This is a genomic window from Nonomuraea sp. bgisy101 (assembly GCF_057708945.1).
The window spans coordinates 16,020-33,785 of sequence record NZ_JBYITD010000055.1 but is presented as its reverse complement, the minus strand read 5'-3'; the positions used below and the strand labels follow the sequence as shown (position 1 = coordinate 33,785).

At 70.5% G+C, this 17,766-nt stretch carries 14 protein-coding genes; 9 read left to right on the top strand and 5 right to left on the bottom strand.

Annotation, left to right across the window (positions count from 1 at the left end; translation table 11 throughout):
• Nucleotides 1–182: 182 nt before the first annotated feature.
• The 3 genes from AC3EO4_RS51570 to AC3EO4_RS51560 form a co-directional block, all read right to left on the bottom strand.
• The gene (locus AC3EO4_RS51570; RefSeq protein ID WP_431903483.1) at nucleotides 183–1,961 is read right to left on the bottom strand and encodes a hypothetical protein; all 1,779 of its coding nucleotides are present in this window, start codon (nucleotides 1,959–1,961) and stop codon (nucleotides 183–185) included.
• A gap of 522 nt (nucleotides 1,962–2,483) precedes the next feature.
• Nucleotides 2,484–2,684 carry a hypothetical protein gene (locus tag AC3EO4_RS51565; protein WP_379578368.1) on the bottom strand — a complete coding sequence of 67 codons (201 nt, stop codon included), beginning with the start codon at nucleotides 2,682–2,684 and terminating at the stop codon, nucleotides 2,484–2,486.
• Between the two features lie 29 nt (nucleotides 2,685–2,713).
• A complete protein-coding gene (locus tag AC3EO4_RS51560) occupies nucleotides 2,714–3,463 on the bottom strand; it encodes a L,D-transpeptidase (RefSeq protein ID WP_431903480.1) in 750 nt (249 codons plus the stop codon).
• A 90-nt stretch (nucleotides 3,464–3,553) separates the two neighbouring features.
• Here AC3EO4_RS51560 and AC3EO4_RS51555 point away from each other — a divergent pair, with 90 nt between their 5' ends.
• The 7 genes from AC3EO4_RS51555 (at nucleotide 3,554) to AC3EO4_RS51525 (ending at nucleotide 13,741) form a co-directional block, all read left to right on the top strand.
• Nucleotides 3,554–4,240 (top strand): response regulator transcription factor, encoded by a 687-nt coding sequence (locus AC3EO4_RS51555; protein ID WP_431903477.1) that lies wholly within the window; start codon nucleotides 3,554–3,556, stop codon nucleotides 4,238–4,240.
• The gene (locus AC3EO4_RS51550) at nucleotides 4,237–6,042 is read left to right on the top strand and encodes a sensor histidine kinase (RefSeq protein ID WP_431903474.1); all 1,806 of its coding nucleotides are present in this window, start codon (nucleotides 4,237–4,239) and stop codon (nucleotides 6,040–6,042) included. Before AC3EO4_RS51555 ends, AC3EO4_RS51550 begins: the two co-directional genes overlap by 4 nt.
• A 107-nt stretch (nucleotides 6,043–6,149) precedes the next feature.
• The gene (locus AC3EO4_RS51545) at nucleotides 6,150–9,749 is read left to right on the top strand and encodes a WD40 repeat domain-containing serine/threonine protein kinase (RefSeq protein WP_431903471.1); all 3,600 of its coding nucleotides are present in this window, start codon (nucleotides 6,150–6,152) and stop codon (nucleotides 9,747–9,749) included.
• A gap of 434 nt (nucleotides 9,750–10,183) precedes the next feature.
• Nucleotides 10,184–11,437: an MFS transporter gene (locus AC3EO4_RS51540; RefSeq protein WP_379578379.1), complete on the top strand. Its 1,254-nt coding sequence runs from the start codon at nucleotides 10,184–10,186 to the stop codon at nucleotides 11,435–11,437.
• Nucleotides 11,434–12,747, top strand: a complete 1,314-nt coding sequence (locus AC3EO4_RS51535; protein ID WP_431903469.1) for an amidohydrolase family protein — start codon at nucleotides 11,434–11,436, stop codon at nucleotides 12,745–12,747. The genes AC3EO4_RS51540 and AC3EO4_RS51535 overlap by 4 nt, the downstream gene beginning before the upstream one ends.
• Nucleotides 12,630–12,905, top strand: coding sequence for an amidohydrolase family protein (locus tag AC3EO4_RS51530; protein ID WP_431903503.1), 276 nt, complete (start codon nucleotides 12,630–12,632; stop codon nucleotides 12,903–12,905). Before AC3EO4_RS51535 ends, AC3EO4_RS51530 begins: the two co-directional genes overlap by 118 nt.
• Nucleotides 12,906–13,198: 293 nt before the next feature.
• Nucleotides 13,199–13,741, top strand: coding sequence for a GNAT family N-acetyltransferase (locus AC3EO4_RS51525; protein WP_379578383.1), 543 nt, complete (start codon nucleotides 13,199–13,201; stop codon nucleotides 13,739–13,741).
• Between the two features lie 107 nt (nucleotides 13,742–13,848).
• Here AC3EO4_RS51525 and AC3EO4_RS51520 read toward each other — a convergent pair whose 3' ends face one another.
• A complete protein-coding gene (locus AC3EO4_RS51520; protein ID WP_431903466.1) occupies nucleotides 13,849–15,195 on the bottom strand; it encodes an aminotransferase-like domain-containing protein in 1,347 nt (448 codons plus the stop codon).
• 88 nt (nucleotides 15,196–15,283) lie between these two features.
• Here AC3EO4_RS51520 and AC3EO4_RS51515 point away from each other — a divergent pair, with 88 nt between their 5' ends.
• On the top strand, nucleotides 15,284–16,099 hold the full coding sequence (locus AC3EO4_RS51515) for an alpha/beta fold hydrolase (RefSeq protein ID WP_431903465.1): 816 nt from the start codon (nucleotides 15,284–15,286) through the stop codon (nucleotides 16,097–16,099).
• Between the two features lie 5 nt (nucleotides 16,100–16,104).
• Nucleotides 16,105–16,872, top strand: coding sequence for an SDR family NAD(P)-dependent oxidoreductase (locus AC3EO4_RS51510; protein ID WP_431903462.1), 768 nt, complete (start codon nucleotides 16,105–16,107; stop codon nucleotides 16,870–16,872).
• Between the two features lie 559 nt (nucleotides 16,873–17,431).
• Here the strand turns inward: AC3EO4_RS51510 and AC3EO4_RS51505 are convergent.
• Complete coding sequence (locus AC3EO4_RS51505) at nucleotides 17,432–17,749, bottom strand: winged helix-turn-helix transcriptional regulator (RefSeq protein ID WP_379578390.1); 318 nt, start codon at nucleotides 17,747–17,749, stop codon at nucleotides 17,432–17,434.
• Nucleotides 17,750–17,766 lie beyond the last annotated feature (17 nt).

Below are 17,766 nucleotides of genomic sequence, written 5' to 3'. Positions count from 1 at the left end.
GAGTCCGCGGGCACCGGGCAACGGCGCGACGTGAACTACCGCGCGCTCGGTTTGTCCGGGGGAGGGCTCCAGCGTTCCGAGTGACCGCAGGCCCTCCAACAGGCGGTCCCGGTCGTGCCGTCCTGGTGGCTGTCTCCGGCCGCCGGTAGGAGGGCGACGGAGGAGAGTGCGCATCCCGCCGTTCACGGCGTCAGCTTGAGCCTTTTCCTCGACGCACCCGGGAACACGGCGACCAGGTGCTGTTCTTCCCCTGCATCGTCGACTCGCACGTAGACACGGAGCCGGTAGCGGCCCTTGCCCGCGATCGCCAGGTTCGGCATCGGGGCACCCGCGCCGACCTCTCCGCCCTCGCCCATCTCCGGCACGGTAAGCCGGCCGCTGCGGCTGACGATCGGCACCTCGTTGACCTGATCCCACCCGGCCGGCCGCCGTGGCGGCGCGGTGCGGAAGGACTTCACGGTAAGGCAAAGATCAACGACGTCTTCGACGTGCCCGATGAGCACCGCGCTGCCGGCCACCCCGATGAGGGTGCTGTCGTCGTAGACCTTGTCCATCGCCTGCTCCGCCGCCTCCTCAGCCGCTTCGTCTCCGGGGTCGTGGACCAGATAGCCGGGATCGCCATCGACGAACAGGAAGTATGTGGCCGTGGCCTGGACGACACCCTTCGTCCGGGGCCACGGGTCGCGGCACTTGGCGTTCTCCTCAGCGATGTAGGCGGTGTTCGCCGCTTCCTCCTCCGTCGTCGACCGCAGCAGCTCGGGATGGGCTGCGCCGACGATCTCCGGGCAGACGTAGACGAGGTCCCTCGGGTCCGCGCCCCACGCGGGCCGCGCGCTCCCGGCCCGCGTCAGGATCGCCTCCTGCTCGTCGCCGTCCTTCGTACGGCAGAGCGCCCGCCCGTACGCGAGGACCTCCTGGTCCGACAGGCTGTCCGGGAACATGGGCGGGGCTCCGCCCTCCGTGCTCCGCGCCAGGCACAGGAACGCGGCGTCGCGTTCCGCAGGCTTCAGGTCACCGAAGTTGGGCCGGTCGTAGCAGTCCGTCGACCAGCCGGTGTAGGCGAGGCGCGGGGTCTGCTCCGGGTGGATCAGTGCGATGATCGGCAATACGGCCACGGCCGCCACCGCGACGCGGATCACGCGCCGCCGCGCGGGCGGAAGGTCCGCCGGGCGGCCCTCGGCGGGCAGTTCACGGGCGGTCGCCGCGATCCACACGGTGTTGACGAGCCCCACCGCGTCCATCATGACCAGCATCGCCAGATTGCCGCTGGAGAACCTTCCGAAGAGAACGTTGAACGGGATCACCAGCGCGTAGACGCCCACCGACAACCACCCGGCGGTCTGCGTTCCGCGGCTCCACCGGCCGTCGCGCCGCTGCCCGACGACCGTGATGACGGTCGCCGCCACTCCGCCCAGCACCAAGCCCGGTCCGACGATGCCGCCCGATCCGAGCTCTGGGAGGTCGAGTTCGTCGAGCAGTTCGTCGGCCATCCCGGCCAGCTCGACCGCGAACATCGCTCCGGCCGCCGCGCGCAGCATGCGGGACCGCCAGCGGATAACGAGCAGGTAGAGGACATCGATCGCGGTCCACAGCGCGAGCCCGAGTGCCGAGTCGACCGCGTCGGAGAGCAGCGCGATCGGGTACCACAGCACGAGGGTGTACGCCACCGCCAGATACAGCAGTCGGCGCAGCGCCCTCGCCCGGCGGTCCAGCGGTCCAGGCGCGGGGGCACGCAGGATCAGCCACAGGAACGCGGCCTTCACCAGGGCGGCCACGAGCAGCGTCACAGTCGTCAGGGCGTCAAACCCGCCGCGTGCGTAGTCCTCCGCATAGTCCGGCGGCGACCATTCGACGGCCACCCAGAGCCAGGCGTCGCCGAGCATCAGGCCCGCGACCGCCGCCGCAAGAACCAGACCTACTAATCCAGTCCTGATAATCCGCCAGAAACCATCCGAAAGCACGGGACGCGATCTTAACGCTGCGAGGTCGGCGCCGGCATGCCGCTCGACTCGGGCCGGCACGGCGCCCACAGCTGACCATTCCAGCTGATCGTGAAGGGGCAAGCGCCATCCCTCGCACGCGGCTCTGGCTGGAGCCCGCAGGGGGATCAGCCAGGTCCTGACAGCAGCCGCCATCGACCAAGGCGGGAATCGGGAGGAAGGGCACGGCGCCCCGCATCCCGGCGGTCATCGTCGTCCCGGCCGGGCCGGTCTGAAGACCGACCCTCTGCTGATCGGGAGAAGGTCAACGCCTGGAGGCGATCGGCGGCGAGCAGGACCGGCTGCCTTGCAGCGGCCGGCATGTTCGGGGCGACCCCGCACAGGCGCTGTTGGCGCACGGGTCCTGCTCCTGCCCGCGATGGCCTGGTCGCTGACGCGACCGCGGACAGGAGAGGAGGTATGGCCGCGCCGTCGCGCTCGCGGCGAGACCGCGGACGCCAAGGGACAGCGCCGCAGACCCGGGGCTGCGGCGCCGCACCACGATCAGCCGGTGTAGGCCGGCCTGGCGACGACGGGCTCAGGGCCCGCCGTCGTCTTCACCGCTGGCCGCTGGTCGGCCGGCGCAGGGGCGGGCGAGGCGGACGGCTTCGTGGGATCGGCCGTGGCCGTGCCCGAGAAGCCTGCGAGGCCCGCGGTCAGCGCCAGCACAGCGCCGATGCCGAAGAGCGTGGCTTTGATCTTCATATGATTCCCCTGTTCATTCACGTCGGGCCTCAGCCCTGAACGACGACCGGAGTACCGATCGCCAGGTTGTTCGCCATCCAGGTGATGTCGTCGTTGCTGATCCGGACGCAGCCGTGGCTGGCCCGCGTGCCGATGGCGGAGGGCTTGTTCGTCCCGTGGATCGCCAGCTGGCCTGGGCCGCCGGCGAAGCTCTTCAGCACCGGTGAGAAGCCGCTCAGCCCGAAGGCGTAGGCGCCGTAGGCCCCGCCCGGGTCGGCGGGCTTCGCCAGCTCGGTGAAGAAGTAACGACCTGGAGGCGTCGGTGTGCCCGCTTCGCCCGTCGCGACCCTGCCCGTCCTGACGGGCTTGTCGCCGTCATAGACCGTGAACCTGAACGCCCCGCGATCGATCTCCACCCGGTAGGAGGTCTCCGCTAGCGTTACGTCGGTGGCCTTGATCCAGCCCTTGCCGCCGTTCGGCCGGACCGGCAGCAGCACCTGGAGCCACTCGCCCTCGTCACGTTCCACCAGGAAGACACGCGCCGCGCCGTAGTCATTGGGACTCGTGATCGTCCTCTGTGCCAGCCCCTCCTTGTTTCCATAGACACTGATCCGAGATCCCTTGACGGTCGCGATCTTCGAACCGGCGCCGGTCGCCGGCTCAGGCCGTACGGCGCTGCTCGCGGAAGCGGCGCCGGCAGCCGGCTCGTGCCGTACAGCGCTGCCGGCGCTGCTCACACAGCCGGTCAGCAGGAAGGCGAGCGTCGCCGCAGCAGCCGTACGAAGCAGGTTGGTTCTCACCTGCCGCAGCCTGGCGACAGAATGTGTGAAACCTGTTTGGTTGTCATGCGGATCCCATGTGCACCCCTGGCATGGGCATAGCCTCGGCTCATGTGCGCGTACGTGCTGGTCGCCGAGGACGATCCCAAGCAGGCCGAACTGCTCAGGCGGTATCTGGAGCGGGAGGGCCATGAGGTCCTCGTCGTGCACGACGGGCGTTCCGCGATCGACGAGGCACGGCGCGCGGATCCCGACCTCGTCGTGCTCGACGTGATGATGCCGAAGGTCGACGGGTTGGACGTCTGCCGGGTGCTGCGTGCCGAGTCCGACCTGGCGATCCTGATGCTGACCGCCAGGTCCACCGAGGACGATCTGCTGTTGGGGCTCGACCTCGGCGCTGACGACTATGTCGCCAAGCCGTACAGCCCGCGTGAGCTGATGGCCCGCGTGCGGACCCTGCTGCGCCGTACCAGGAGGTCACAGGACGCCGATCGGCAGGTGTTCCAGGCGGGCGATCTCCTCGTGGACCCGGTCAGGCACACCGTCACCGCGGCGGACACGCTGGTGGACTGCACACTCGCGGAGTTCCGGATCATCGAGACGCTGGCCGCCGAGCCGGAGCGGGTGTTCACCAGGAAGCAGTTGCTGGAGCGCATCCACGGCTTCGACAGGTTCATCACCGAACGCACGGTCGACGTGCACGTGATGAACCTGCGCAAGAAGATCGAGCCTGATCCGCGCCGCCCGGTCCGGCTGCTGACCGTGTACGGCGTCGGCTACAAACTGACCCACGCATGAGGTCGTTGTTCGTCAGGTTGCTCACGAGTTCGGCTGTCGTGGCGGTCTGCTCGATCACGGCGACCGCGTGGCTGGCTGCCAGCAGCACCTCCGGCGCCATCCAGCGCGAGCAGGGCCAGACGCTGGCCAGCGACTCCCGGATCAACAACAGCCTGCTCGGCTACGCCTCCCGCCATTCGGACTGGGCGGGCGTCGCCGCCACCCTGCGCGACCTCGCCGCCCAGAACAGCCGCCGCATCGCCCTGGCCACCGAGAACGGCACCCTCATCGCGGACTCGGCGACCGCCGGGACACCACTGCCCGCCAAGGTGTCGGCCGTCGTCGACCCGCTGGCCGTGGACGTGACCCTGGTGCCGGGAGCGGCCAGGGACCGTATCGATCCCCGAGCGGTGGGTCCCTTCCTGCTGTCCGCCCGCGATCGCGCCCGGCTGAGGAAGGCCGCCGACACCTACGCGGTCTGCGCGGGCCGCACCGGGCAGGCCGTACAGGTGACCGTCTCGAACACCGGCAGGCCGCTCGTCAGGCCGCTCGTCACGACGCTCAGCCAGGGGGCCCGTCAGGAGCCGAGCCCGATGCCGAGCCCGATGCCGACCGCGGCCCCCGTCGTGATGGGCGGCTGCGACGACACCGCCTTCAGCACGCCGACGCGCACCGAGAAAGCCGCGTTGAGACAACTCAACCTCCGGGTCAGCGAGTGCCTCAAGGGAAAGGGCGCGGGAAGGGGCTCGGTCGGCCTCGACCTCACCTGGGTCCCCAAGGAGAAACAGCCGGTGCAGCCGGCCGCCGAACCCGATCAGGTCATCTCCTCCTGCATCGTCACGGCACGCAAAGAACAACTCGATCCCTACGTCGCCCCCGCGGCGTACCTGTACATCGGCTCGCCCGTCGAGGCCACCGGCCAGCGCATCCCGCTGCCCTCGATCGCCGGTGCCGCCCTCCTCGTGCTCGTACTGACCGTGGGCGTGAGCGTCATGGCGGCCAGGCGCCTGGTCAGGCCCGTCAACGCGCTCACCCACGCCGCGCAGCGGATGCGCGACGGGGACAGCTCCGCCCGCGTCACAGTCAGGACCACCGGCGAGATCAGCGAGCTCGCCACGGCGTTCAGCGAGATGTCGGAACATCTCCAGCGCATGGAGGAGCAGCGCAAGGCCATGGTCAGCGACGTCTCCCACGAGCTGCGCACACCGCTGAGCAACCTCAGGGGCTGGCTGGAGGCCGCCCAGGACGGCGTCGCCGAGTTGGACCCAGCGCTGATCGCCTCGCTGGTCGAGGAGATCCTGCTGCTGCAGCACATCGTCGACGACCTTCAGCAGCTCGCCCTCGCCGACGCCGGCATGCTCCGTCTGCATGTCGAACCCGTCCACCTCGGCGACCTTCTCGAGCAGGTGACCACCGCTCACCGCGGCAGGGCCGAAGCCGCAGGGCTCACGCTGACCACCGTGGTCACCGACGACCCCCGGCTGACCGCGGATCCGGTACGGCTCCGCCAGGCCGTCGGCAATCTGGTGACCAACTCCCTGCGTTACACGCCACGCGGCGGGCACATCACGCTGGGCGCCCGCCAGGATGGCGACCAGGTCGTCGTCGAAGTGACCGACACGGGGATCGGGATCCGCGCCGAGTACCTCCCCCACGTCTTCGACCGCTTCTGGCGGGCGGAGAAGTCCCGCAACCGCCAGACCGGCGGCAGCGGGCTCGGGCTCGCCATCGTGCGCAACCTGGCCGAGGCGCACGGCGGCACGGCCACGGTCGCCAGCGTGCCAGGGGTCCGCACGACGTTCGCCCTGCGCCTGCCGTCGTAGTGGCCTGCGGGTGCCCGACCGCCCTCATGCGGTCCTTCGAGCCGGGCGAGAACCGGCGGTGCCGCTTCGTCGACAACCTGAAGGGCTGATCCGGCATCTAACCTCGCATGAACGGGGAGCCGTCAAGGCTGGGGAGATACTGGCTGGCCGGCAGGCTGGGCGCAGGGGGACAGGGCGTCGTCTACGAGGCCTACGACGAGGCGGCCAACCGCGTCGCGGTCAAAGTGCTGCACGCCTACCTTTCGGGAGACTCGACGTTGCGGCGGCGCTTCCTGCGGGAAGTGACCGCCGCGCAGCGCGTCGCGTCGTTCTGCACGGCCAGGATCATCGGCCACGACCTGGAGGGCGAGCGGCCCTACCTGGTCAGCGAGTTCGTCTCCGGCCCGAGCCTGCGCAGGGCAGCGCCCTTCTCCGGCGACGACCTGCACCGGCTCGCGCTCGGCGTGGCCACCGCCCTGGCCGCCATCCACCAGGCCGGGGTGGTCCACCGCGACCTGAAGCCGGAGAACGTCCTGCTGGGCCCCGACGGCCCGCGCGTCATCGACTTCGGCATCGCCAGGGCCGCCGGGTTGTCCATGACTTCGACGGGGGAGCTGACGGGCACGCCGATGTACATGGCGCCCGAGGTCTTCGACGGCGGCCGGGCAGAGCCGCCCGCCGACGTGTTCGCCTGGGGCGCGCTGGTCTGCTTCGCCGCCACAGGCCGCGACCTGTTCCACGCGCCGACCACCGTCGCGGTGATCCACCGGCTCCTCACCGACGAGCCCGACCTGTCCGCGCTGCCCCCGGCGCTGCGCGAGCCGGTGGCCGCCGCGCTGGACAAGGACCCGGCCAACCGGCCCACCGCGCACGCCCTGCTGACCACCCTGCTCAGCGGCGGCCGGCCGCTGGATCACGGCGGTGAGCAGGCTCCGATGGCCGCGGCCGCGCACGCGGCGGCGGCGATGCGGACGCCCGAGTCGCTGGCGGGACGGCCCGCGCTCGGCCAGGTCGCCGAGCACTTCTACGCCTCGCTCCCGCCGCACGAGCGCGACCTGGCCAGGCAGCTTCTGCTGCGCCTGGTCGACGTGCGCGAGGGCGAGGACTCCATCCGCCACGCCGCCACGGAGGAACTGGTCGAAGGCCGCCCGGAGGCCGAACGGCTGCTGGCCGAACTGGAGCGGGCCAGCCTGGTCGAGCGCGGCGCCGGCACCGTATCGATGGGCCGCGCCGCGCTGCTACGCGCCTGGCCACGCCTGCACGAGTGGGTCAGCGGCGACCGCGAGGCCCTCTCGCGCCACCGCAGGCTCGGCGAGGCCGCGCGCCGATGGGCGGTGCACGGGCGCCTGCCGGAGGACCTGCTCCAAGGTACGGCCCTGCGCGAGGTCATGACCTGGGCGCCGCAGACCCCCGAGCACCTGACGCTGAACCCCACCGAGCGGGCCTTCGTCGAGGCCAGCACCGCCCAGGCGGCCGGCCGGGCCAGGCGGCGCAGGCTGGTCGGCGGCGGCATCTCCGTCCTGCTGGTCACCGCGTTGATCGCCGGGATCGTGGCCTGGCAGCAGACCCGCCTGAGCCAGGCCAGCGGCCGGCAACTGGCCGACAAGCAGACCCAGGAACGCGCCAGGCTGCTGGCCTTCCAGGCCGACGCTCTGCGCAAGAGCGATCCGGCCAGGGCGATGACGCTGAGCGTGGCCGCGTACCGGACGGCCGACGTGCCGGAGACGAGGGCGGCGGTGCTGAGCTCGCTGGCCCAGCCGGAACAGCGCATGTTCAAGGATCCGAACCTGAACAACAACGGACGCGCCCTGAGCGCCGACGGCTCGCTGCTGGTGAGCGCGGGCGAGAACGAGGTCAGGGTCTACGAGGTGCGCACCGGACGCCAGACCGCGCGACTGACCGGCGTCGGCTTCGGTCCCTTCCGCGCGGCGCTGAGCCCGGACGGCGACACGCTCGCGCTGGCCGCCGACTCCAAGCTGCGGCTGTGGAGCCTGCGGACGGGAAAGCAGATCGCCACCGGAACCGACAAGGCGTGGGGATCGGCTTTCCACGCCAACTGCACGATGCGTTTCTCGCCGGGCGGCCGCTACCTGGAGGTGTCGGCCAACCTCGGCGGCCCGTTCAGCGGGCTCTGGGACACCAAGGCGGGCAAGTTCCTGTACGCGGGCACCGGCGACCTGGAAGTGGGCCCGGGAGACCGCTACGTCGTGGTGGGCCCGACCTACGAGGGCGACGGGAAGACGACCCTGGTCCGCGACCTGCCCGGCGGGCAGGCCAGGCCGATGCGCGCGTCCCTGCCCACTCTGGTGTCCGGGGCCTCACCGGTCGGCCGGCGCGTGCTCGTGCAGGAGGGCGGCGAGGCGCGGCTCTGGAACCTGGACACGGCCCGCCCTGACCCTCTCGGATTCAAGGGCACCGCGGCCACCGCCGACTTCTCCGCCGACGGGAAGTACATGGTCACGCTCAGCGGCCTGAGCGGCTCGGGCAGCATCGCCCCGCCGCCCACGGTCACGCTCTGGCGCGTGGCCGACCGCGCCATGCTGCTGCGCTTCACCGCCGCGTCGATAGCCGCCCAGCGTCCGGCGCTCAGCCCCGACGCGCGGCGCCTGACCCTGCTTGACGACACCGGCCAGGCCACCGTCTACGACCTGGACCGCCTCACCGCTCCGGGACCGGGCGCGCCCGCGGGCTCGGGCAGCCTGTGGCTGGCCCCCGACGGCCGCACCGCCTTCTCCGTCCTGGCGGGGCGGGTGCGCTCCTGGCAGGTGCCGGCCTTCACGCCGTCGGGCCGGATGATCACACCGAAGGTCTCGGTCGACGCCGGGCTGCCCAAGTACATGATCGCCGCCACGGTCAGCCCGGACGGCAAGACCATGGTCACCACCGAGCCGACCTGGGTCGGCGGCCCCTACACGCTGTGGGACACGGCCACCGGGCGCAGGCTGGCGAAGATCGACATCACCGCGGCGACCCCGAGGGCCGACAACATGGAGCGCATGGTCATCAGCCCGGACGGGCGCCGGCTGGCCATCGCCTTCTCGATGTCCAACGACGGCCACGGCGCGGGCAGCGTCCTGCTCGTCGACCTCTCCCGCCGCGCGGTGACCAAGGTCTTCAACGACATCTCGGCGGGCGAGATGTCGTTCAGCCCCGACGGCAGGTGGCTGACCACCGGCGACCCGGCCGGGGTGGACGTCATCGACCTGGCCGGCATGACGACACTGCCGGTCTCGGCCGCGCCGGGGACGATGGCGCACGACTGGATGACCTACGACGGCACCGGCCGGCGGGCGGTCTCGCCGTACGGCAGCCGGGGGGTGGCCCTGTGGGACGCCACCACGTGGGAGCCGACCGGGCAGCTGTTCAAGGTGGCGGGCGATGTGCTCGGGGCGGTCTTCTCTCCCGACGGTAAGACGCTCGCGGTCGCCCACGACGACAGGGTGACGCTGTTCGACCTGGTCAGCGGCAGGCAGCTGGGCAGCCCGCAGCCGGTGTCGGCCACGATGGACGACGTGGACCTCCGCGACCAGATGCCGAAGCTGGTCTTCATGCCCAGCGGCGACCTGCGGGTGCTCGCGCACGACGGAAGGGTCCGCGACCTGCCGGTCAGCGGGGAGCGCGCCGCGCCCCTGGTGTGCGAGCGGGCGGGCGGCACGCTGTCGCGGGCCGACTGGAACAGCCTGGTCGGCAAGGACGTGCCCTACTCCGATCCGTGCCCCAAGGGCTAGCCTCCAGGATCACCTCGTCGAAGTCGCCGCCTACCGCACCAGCGAGTCGCGCTCCTACGACACCTCGATCGGCTTCGGCCGCGTCAACCCGGCGGGCGTCCGCTGGACCCGCCTGTTGACGGTGTCGGGGGAGGTCGCCCCGACCTCGGCCGCGCGGCGAACCGAGGTCTCCAACGTCGCCTCGGTTCGCCGGGTTCAGGGGATCACGATGATCAAAGAAGGTGAACGCGGCGCCGCGGTGCGGGTTGACACCTAAGCTCCTCATCGCCTGGACCCGGGTGGAGCACCATCGAGGCGTTTCACCACCAGTGGACAGATCTTGGTGCAATCGCACCGCCGGCGGCCCCTGACTTCATGTTCCCGCACGATGCACTCCCGCGTGACGTGATGGAGGGTTGCCGGAACGTTGATCCGAAAGCTCCGGAGGCCTGTGAATGGGACTCGTCGAAGACACCCCCACGCTGTCGCCCGCGCGAATACGCAGAACGGCGACCGTCACCGTCGGCCTGCTCATGGGCGTCTGGGTGATCGACTACGTCGATCGGGTGATGATGGCCGTCGCGTTGCCGTTCATCGGCGAGGAGTTCGCGCTCACCAAGACCGAGCAAGGCTGGCTGATCACCGCCTTCTCCCTGGTCTATCTGCTGTGCCAGGTGCCGGGTGGCATCCTCGCGGACAAGTTCGGCGCCCGCCGCCAACTCATGGTCTCTCTGCTGCTCTGGTCGGTCTTCACCGCCCTCACCGGTGTCGCCTGGGGTCTGGCATCCCTCCTCGTCATCCGTGCTCTCTTCGGCGTCGGCCAGGGACTCTTCCCCGGCGCATCCTTCAAGGCCATCGCGGAACGCACGACCCCCACCGTCCGCGCCACCGCCGCCGGTGCCATGCTCGCCTCCAACCAGCTCGGTGCCGGCGTCGCCCCGCTCATCGTCGCGCCGCTCATCCTCGTGCTCGGCTGGCGCCACACCTTCTGGGTCACCGCCGCCGCCGGCGTCGCCATCGGCGTTCTGCTCTGGAAGCTGCTGCCCAAGGCGCTGCCCGCCCACCTCAACGGCTCCGACGTCGTTCAGGACAAGGGGACCAGCCTCGGCGCCGTCATGCGCTCGGCATCGGTCTGGAAGTTCGCCGCCCTCTTCTGCACCACCAACATGCTCGGCTACGGCTTGATCACTTGGGTGCCCAGCTACCTGCTGGAGGAGCGCGGCATCTCCCTCATCAACACCGGCGTCATGTCCGCCATCCCTGGCCTGGTCGCGTGCACGACCGTCTTCCTCGGCGGCTGGCTGTTCGACCGCTTCTTCCACGACAGAGCCCGGCTCTACGTCATCCCCCTGCTCCTGGTCACCGCCGTGCTCCTGGTGCTCATGCTGATGGCCGACTCCGCTGTCGGGTTCACCATCTACCAGACCCTCGCCATGGGCGTGGCGGGTCTTTCCGCGATGGGCATCCTCGGCATGCCCGTGCGCGCCCTGCCGCCCGCCGTCATCGGATCCGGCATGAGCGTCGTCAACGTCGGCGGTCAGATCGCCGGCGTCCTCGCCCCCGTCCTCATGGGCTTCCTGGTCGACACGTTCTCCTACACCGCTGCTTTCGGCCTGCTCATCGCCACCACCGTCCTCGGCGCGCTGATCGCGTTGATCGTGCCCCAGCGCCCTGAGCAGTTCAACCTCGGAACGGAGGAACTCGCGTGACGACATACGATCTGGTCCTCGCCCGCGGCCGGGTCATCGACCCCGAGACCGGTCTGGACGCCGTACGCGACGTCGGCGTCAACGGCGGGGTCATCCAGGCAGTCTCCGACCAGCCGCTCGACGGCCTCACCAGCGTCGACGCGACCGGCCTGGTCGTCAGTCCGGGCTTCATCGACCTGCACAGCCACAGTATGGACGTCGCGGGCCATCGCCTGCAGGCGCTCGACGGCGTCACCACCGTCCTGGAACTCGAGGCCGGCGCCTACCCGGTCGCCGCCGCCTACCGCAGGGCCGAGATCGAGGGCAGGCCCCTCAACTACGGCTTCGCGACCTCCTGGGCCGTGGCCCGTATGGCCGTCCTCCTCGGCCTCGACACCAGCGGCGACCTGAGGAACGACTTCCTCGCCAACATCGGCCGCGAGGAATGGCAGCGCGCCGCTCCGCGAAATGTCGTCGACCGCATCGTCGGCATGCTGGAGCGCGACCTCGGCGACGGCGCGCTCGGCATCGGCATCCTCGTCGGCTACGCGCCCCACATCGATCCCGCCGAGTATCTCTCTGTGGCCGCCCTCGCCGCCCGCGTCGGGCTGCCCACCTACACCCACGCCCGCGAACTTGTCGAGATGGACCCCACCACTCCCGTCGACGGCGCCGAGGAGATCGTCCGCGCCGCCGCCTCGACCGGCGCGCACATGCACTACTGCCACGTCAACAGCACCTCCATCCGCCATGTCGACCGCGTGCTCGGCCTGGTGGAGAAGGTGCGCGCCGAAGGCTCGCGAGTCACCACCGAGGCCTACCCCTACGGCGCGGGCATGACCGGCGTCGGCGCGGCCTTCCTCGCCCCTGAACTCCTCCACCGGCGCGGGCTGACCCCGCACTCCATCGGCCTGCTCGGCGCCGAGGGGCGTATCCCCGACGCCGACACCCTGCGCCGGGTCCGCGAGAGCGAACCCGGCTCGGCGGCTTTCGTCCACCTGCTCGACGAGGATGACCCCTCCCAGTTCGACTACATCCAGCGGGCCCTCACCTTCACCGACGCCGCTGTCGCCACCGACGCCGTACCCCTCCTGTGGCGCTCAGGGGCGCCCGACCCGTTCTCTTGGCCGCTCGGGCCCGACGCCGTCACCCACCCCCGTACGGCAGGCACTACGGCCGGACGCTGCGCAGGCTCGTCCGGCAGAACGGCGTCCTGTCGCTGCCCGAGGCTGTGCGCCGGTGCACGCTCGTCCCCGCCGACGTGGTGGGCTCGGGTGTCCCGGCGATGCGGCGCAAGGGCCGGGTTCAGGCGGGCTGCGACGCCGACCTGACCGTCTTCGACCCCGAGACCGTCAGCGACCGTGCCACCTACACCGAGACGGTCAGGCATTCCTCCGGTTTCGTCCACGTCCTTGTCGGCGGCCAGTTCGTGGTACGCGACGAGTGTCTGTTGCCGACCGCCCTGCCCGGGCGCGCTGTCAGAGCCTGATGCCTGCTCAGGGTCGCTCGCGTGTATCCGGATACTGACAGCAGCCCTGCCGGCACCCGGATTCACGCAGGGCGCTCACCTCCACGGCCGGGGAGCATCAGCGGGTCGGGACCGGACACCAGGGCCATGGCCGGCCGTACCCGCTGCTTCCGGCCACGCGCCCGGACCGGCATCAGCGCCGCCGCACTCCTGATGGTGCGGGTCATCGAGCTTACGCACCTGGACGGGCCGGCATGGGGAAGGGCTGGCGGCAACGTTGAGCCGCAGGTACATCCGCGGGCATCATGGTCGTCATGCCAGGGCTCATCGATCCAGCGGCCGAGTTGCGGAAGTCCTTTCTGTCCGCGGTGGCTGAGTTCCGGACCGACCCTGACTATCCGGTTCCCTGGTTCGTCGACGATGTCGACCCACAAGCCCTGGCAGACTCGTGGGCTTTCGACGCGTATGTCGCGCGTGTGCTCGGCGAGCGGACCCAGGCGGGCGTACGAAGCGGATTCGTGCCGATGACCACGCTGTGGTGGGTCGACGCCGAGCGATTTCTGGGCAGACTGGCCATCCGCCATCGGCTCACCCCGGCGTTGATGGAGTTCGGTGGTCATATCGGCTACGACGTGCGCCCCAGCGCACGTCGTCAGGGACACGCGACGGCGATGCTCGCGGCCGCGCTGCCGATCGCGCGGTTGTTGGGCATCTCCCGGGCGTTGGTGATGTGCGACCGGACGAATACCGCTTCGCAGCGAGTTATCGAAGCCAACGGTGGCGAACTTCTCGACATCACCGCACAGAAGCGTCGCTACTGGGTGTCGACCGCGGAGGGCGGCACGGGTTTCGGGTAGCCCCCGGGTGCGGGGCGCTCGTTCGGGCACTCAGGCCCGACGCCATCGCTTACCGCGCGGCCTACTACCGCCGATGAGCGCATTGAGTTCTTCCGGCGAGCCGGCCCCTACTCGACCTCGGTGTCCTCGGGAACGCTTCTGGCCAGCGCCGCGAGAGTCGCCAGCGCCGTGGCGAGGGTGCCGAGCGGTGGTGCCGACAGGGCGAGACGGACGGCGTTGGGCGCGTGGGCAGCCACGATGGTGAAGGCTGCGCCGGGGGTGACCGCGATGTCACGGCGGGCGGCGGCCGCGACGAAGGTGTCGGCCCGCCAGGAGTCGGGCAGCCGCCACCAGCAGTGGTAGGCATGCGGATCGGCCTCGACGGCGAACCCGGCGAGGTGCTCGCGTACGAGTTGCTGGCGTGCCGCCGCGTCGCGGCGTTTGATCTCTTGGAGGGCCGCGACCGTGCCGTCGGTGAGCCATCGCGTCGCGGCCTCGACCGCGAAGCGCGGAGCGGTCCACCCGCCTGAGCGCAGCGCCGAGGCGACCCGGTCGCCGATCGCCCGCGGTGTCACCGCGAACCCTACGGTCAGACCCGGGGCGACTCGCTTCGACAGGCTGTCGGCGACGATGACGTGCTCCGGCGCGAACGCGGCCAGCGGCGGCGGGTCGTCGCGAAGGAACGCGTAGATGCCGTCCTCGACCGCGTAGATCCCGAGATCTCGTAGAGTGTCCGCGATGTCGGAACGCCGCTGTTCGGGCATGGTGACACCGAGCGGGTTGTGCAGCGTCGGCTGGAGGTAGACGGCACGCAGCGGCCCGGCCGACCGGATGGCCTCCGGGAGCACCCCGCACTCGTCCATGGTGAGCGGGACCAGCGTGATGCCGAGGCGGGCGGCGATGCCCTTGACCAGAGGGTAGGTCAGCTCTTCGACGCCGACGCGGTCGCCCGCAGGGACGAGGGCCGCGAGCGCGGCGGCGATCGCTTGCCGTCCGTTGCCCGCGAGCAGCAGGCGTCCGGGATCGGGGACCCAGCCCGGACGGGACAGCATCGCGGCCGCCGCCTCCCGCACCGCCGGCGTGCCTCCCGCACGCATGGGGGTGAGCGCACCCGCCAGCACGTCGGGACGCAGCATTCCGCTCAGGCTCTCCGCGAGGAGTGCGGGCTGCTCTGGGGGCATGGGGAAGTTCAGCTCCAGGTCCACCCGCGCGTGGGCCGGCTCGGCGAGTGCGGGCTCGCTCGGCGGTACGGCGGCGCGGACGAACGTGCCGCGCCCCACCTCGCCGACCGCAAGGCCGCGGCGGATCAGCTCGCCGTACACCCGAGCCGCCGTGGAGCCGGCGATGCCGTGCCTGCGGGCGAACTGCCGCTGCGGTGGCAGCCGGTCCCCGGGCCTGAGCCGACCGGAGGCGATCTCCGCCGCGAGCGCGTCCGCGATCCGCCGGTAGTCGTCCATCCCATCTCCGATCGACATTGCTCCGAGTGCAATTTTTCTATTGCACCGAGATATTCCTCTCAATAGCATCGAACTGTCAAGCCGGGCCGAACAGGAGAGGTTCACGGTGGGCACTTTCATCACCGGGCAGATCGCCATCGAATATGAAGACCACAACCCCGAGGGCACCAAGCCGCCGCTGGCGCTCGTCCACGGCCACCCCTTCGACCGCTCGATGTGGACACCCCAGGTCCAGCACGTCGGCCGGGACGGGCGCCGGGTGATCGTCTCGGATCTGCGCGGCTACGGCCGGAGCACCGTCGTCCCGGGCAAGACGCCGCTTCGGACCTTCGCCCAGGACATCGCCGACCTTCTCGACCACCTCGGCGTCGCAGAGATCGTCCTCGGCGGCCTGTCCATGGGTGGACAGATCGTCATGGAGTTCCATCGCTTGTTCCCGGACCGGCTGCGCGGACTCGTGCTTGCCGACACCGCCCCCCAGGCGGAGACCGAAGAGGGCAGGCGGACCCGCAACGCCATGGCCGACCGGCTGCTCCGGGAGGGCATGGGCCCCCACGCGGACGAGGTCCTGTCCAAGATGGTGGCGCCGGCCAACATCCGGCGGTTCCCCGCGGTGGCCGAGCACGTCCTCGGCATGATGCGGGGGACGCCCCCAGAGGGCGCGGCCGCCGCGCTGCGCGGCCGCGCCGAGCGCCCCGACTATGTCGCGTCACTGTCTCGCGTCCGTGTGCCTACGCTCATCGTCGTCGGCAGCGATGACGAGTTCACCCCGATCGCCGACGCCCGGCTCATGCACCGGATCATCCCGGGATCCACGCTTGCCGTCGTCGAGGGGGCCGGGCACATGCCCAACCTCGAGCGGCCGGCCGAATTCAACGAGACGCTGCAGAAGTTCCTCGACTCGATTCCCCAGGAGCAGTGAGTCCCATGACCATGACCGCGTTCGTCACCGGCGCCAGCACCGGCTTCGGCGCCGCGATCACCCGCCGCCTCGCGGCCGACGGCGCCCGCGTCGTCGCGTCGGCGCGGAGAGCGGACCTGCTCGTCAAGGTGGCGGCCGACCACCCGGGCACCGTCCACCCGCTCGAACTGGACGTCCGGGACAGGACCGCAGTCGAGCACGCGATCGCCACCCTGCCCGCCGAGTTCGCCGAGATCGACCTGCTGGTCAACAACGCAGGCGTCGCCAAGGGACTGCAACCCGCCCACGACGCCGACCTCGACGATTGGGACCAGATGCTCGACACCAACTGCAGGGGCCTCATGTACTGCACCCGAGCCGTCCTCCCTGGCATGGTGGCACGCGGCCATGGCCATGTGGTCAACGTGGGCTCGGTCGCCGGCACCTATCCCTACCCCGGCGGCAACGTCTACGGCGCGACCAAGGCTTTCGTCCACCAGTTCAGCCAGAACCTGCGGAGTGACCTGCACGGCACGGGCGTCCGCGTCACCTGCGTCGAACCCGGCATGTGCGGGGACACGGAGTTCTCCACCGTACGGTTCAACGGGGATCGGGAGAAGGCCCAGGCCGTCTACGCCGGAATGCGGCCGCTCGGCCCCGCCGACATCGCCGAGGCCGTGTCCTGGGCGGCGTCGCTGCCGGCGTACGTCAACATCAACGTCATCGAGCTCATGCCCGTCGCCCAGAGCTTTGCGCCGTTCCAGGTACACCGGAACCTGCCGGCCCCGTCTTGATCCGGGCAGGGCAGGCGCGTGAGAATCCGCGGCGGGGATATCGACCTATCCAGGGCGAACTTCTCGGCCCCGGGCACCACCGTCCGCGGGTCCTGGCTGTAGCCGGTTTGGGCCCCCGCCCCACGCCGCGCTTCACCGACCTGGTGCCGATTCCTCGTCTCCCATGCGTCCGGCATCGTGGCATGCGACTTCCTCCGCGTGGACACCGTGTTCCTCACACGCCTGCACGTGCTGCTCGTCATGGAGATCGAGACACGACGTTCGACCCTCGCGACGTGGCCGATCTGACGGCCCGGATCCGGCGGACCACGACCGGCCGCCTGATCGATTCGCGGAACCGCGGCTCAGGCCGTACATGCAGGATTCGGCACCTCACGCGGCGTACCAGGAGGACTCGCCGTGGGTGGAGCGGCTTCAGGCGTCGCGGCCCCAGTCGGCCACCAACGGCTGTCCGCTGGGTTCGACTTTCGTCGGTGACGAGAAGCAGCGGTTGCCGGTCAGTTCGGACAGCGTTGGATTCCAGTACCCGCCAGTGATGTCGGTGGGAAATGACAGCGCATCAGGGATGTGAATCGGCTGAGCTGTCGTAGGTTCGGCGGGCTGCGGTGATGGCAGGGGCGGCGAGACGGGCCCAGTCCGTGAGCGCTTCCAGGGGCTCGCGTATGTCTTCGATCAACGATGTGGTGGCGTACTCGACTCGTGGCGGGGAATCCGGGTACACGGTTCGGGTGATGAGCCCGTTGCGTTCGAGATCGCGCAAGCTCACGGTCAGCATGCGACGGCTGATGCCCGTGATCGCGCGTTCCAGTTGGGTGAAGCGGCGTGGGCCTTCGCCGAGTTCGACCAGTACCTGAGCGCTCCACTTGCCGCCGATCAAGGCCAGGACCTCGGGGA

Excerpts from the sequence above, each read along its gene's own strand:
- AC3EO4_RS51565 (WP_379578368.1), bottom strand. The coding sequence starts at position 2,684 with ATGAAGATCAAAGCCACGCTCTTCGGCATCGGCGCTGTGCTGGCGCTG.
- AC3EO4_RS51555 (WP_431903477.1), top strand. The coding sequence starts at position 3,554 with ATGTGCGCGTACGTGCTGGTCGCCGAGGACGATCCCAAGCAGGCCGAA.
- AC3EO4_RS51550 (WP_431903474.1), top strand. The coding sequence starts at position 4,237 with ATGAGGTCGTTGTTCGTCAGGTTGCTCACGAGTTCGGCTGTCGTGGCG.
- AC3EO4_RS51545 (WP_431903471.1), top strand. The coding sequence starts at position 6,150 with ATGAACGGGGAGCCGTCAAGGCTGGGGAGATACTGGCTGGCCGGCAGG.
- AC3EO4_RS51540 (WP_379578379.1), top strand. The coding sequence starts at position 10,184 with ATGGGACTCGTCGAAGACACCCCCACGCTGTCGCCCGCGCGAATACGC.
- AC3EO4_RS51525 (WP_379578383.1), top strand. The coding sequence starts at position 13,199 with ATGCCAGGGCTCATCGATCCAGCGGCCGAGTTGCGGAAGTCCTTTCTG.
- AC3EO4_RS51520 (WP_431903466.1), bottom strand. The coding sequence starts at position 15,195 with ATGTCGATCGGAGATGGGATGGACGACTACCGGCGGATCGCGGACGCG.
- AC3EO4_RS51510 (WP_431903462.1), top strand. The coding sequence starts at position 16,105 with ATGACCATGACCGCGTTCGTCACCGGCGCCAGCACCGGCTTCGGCGCC.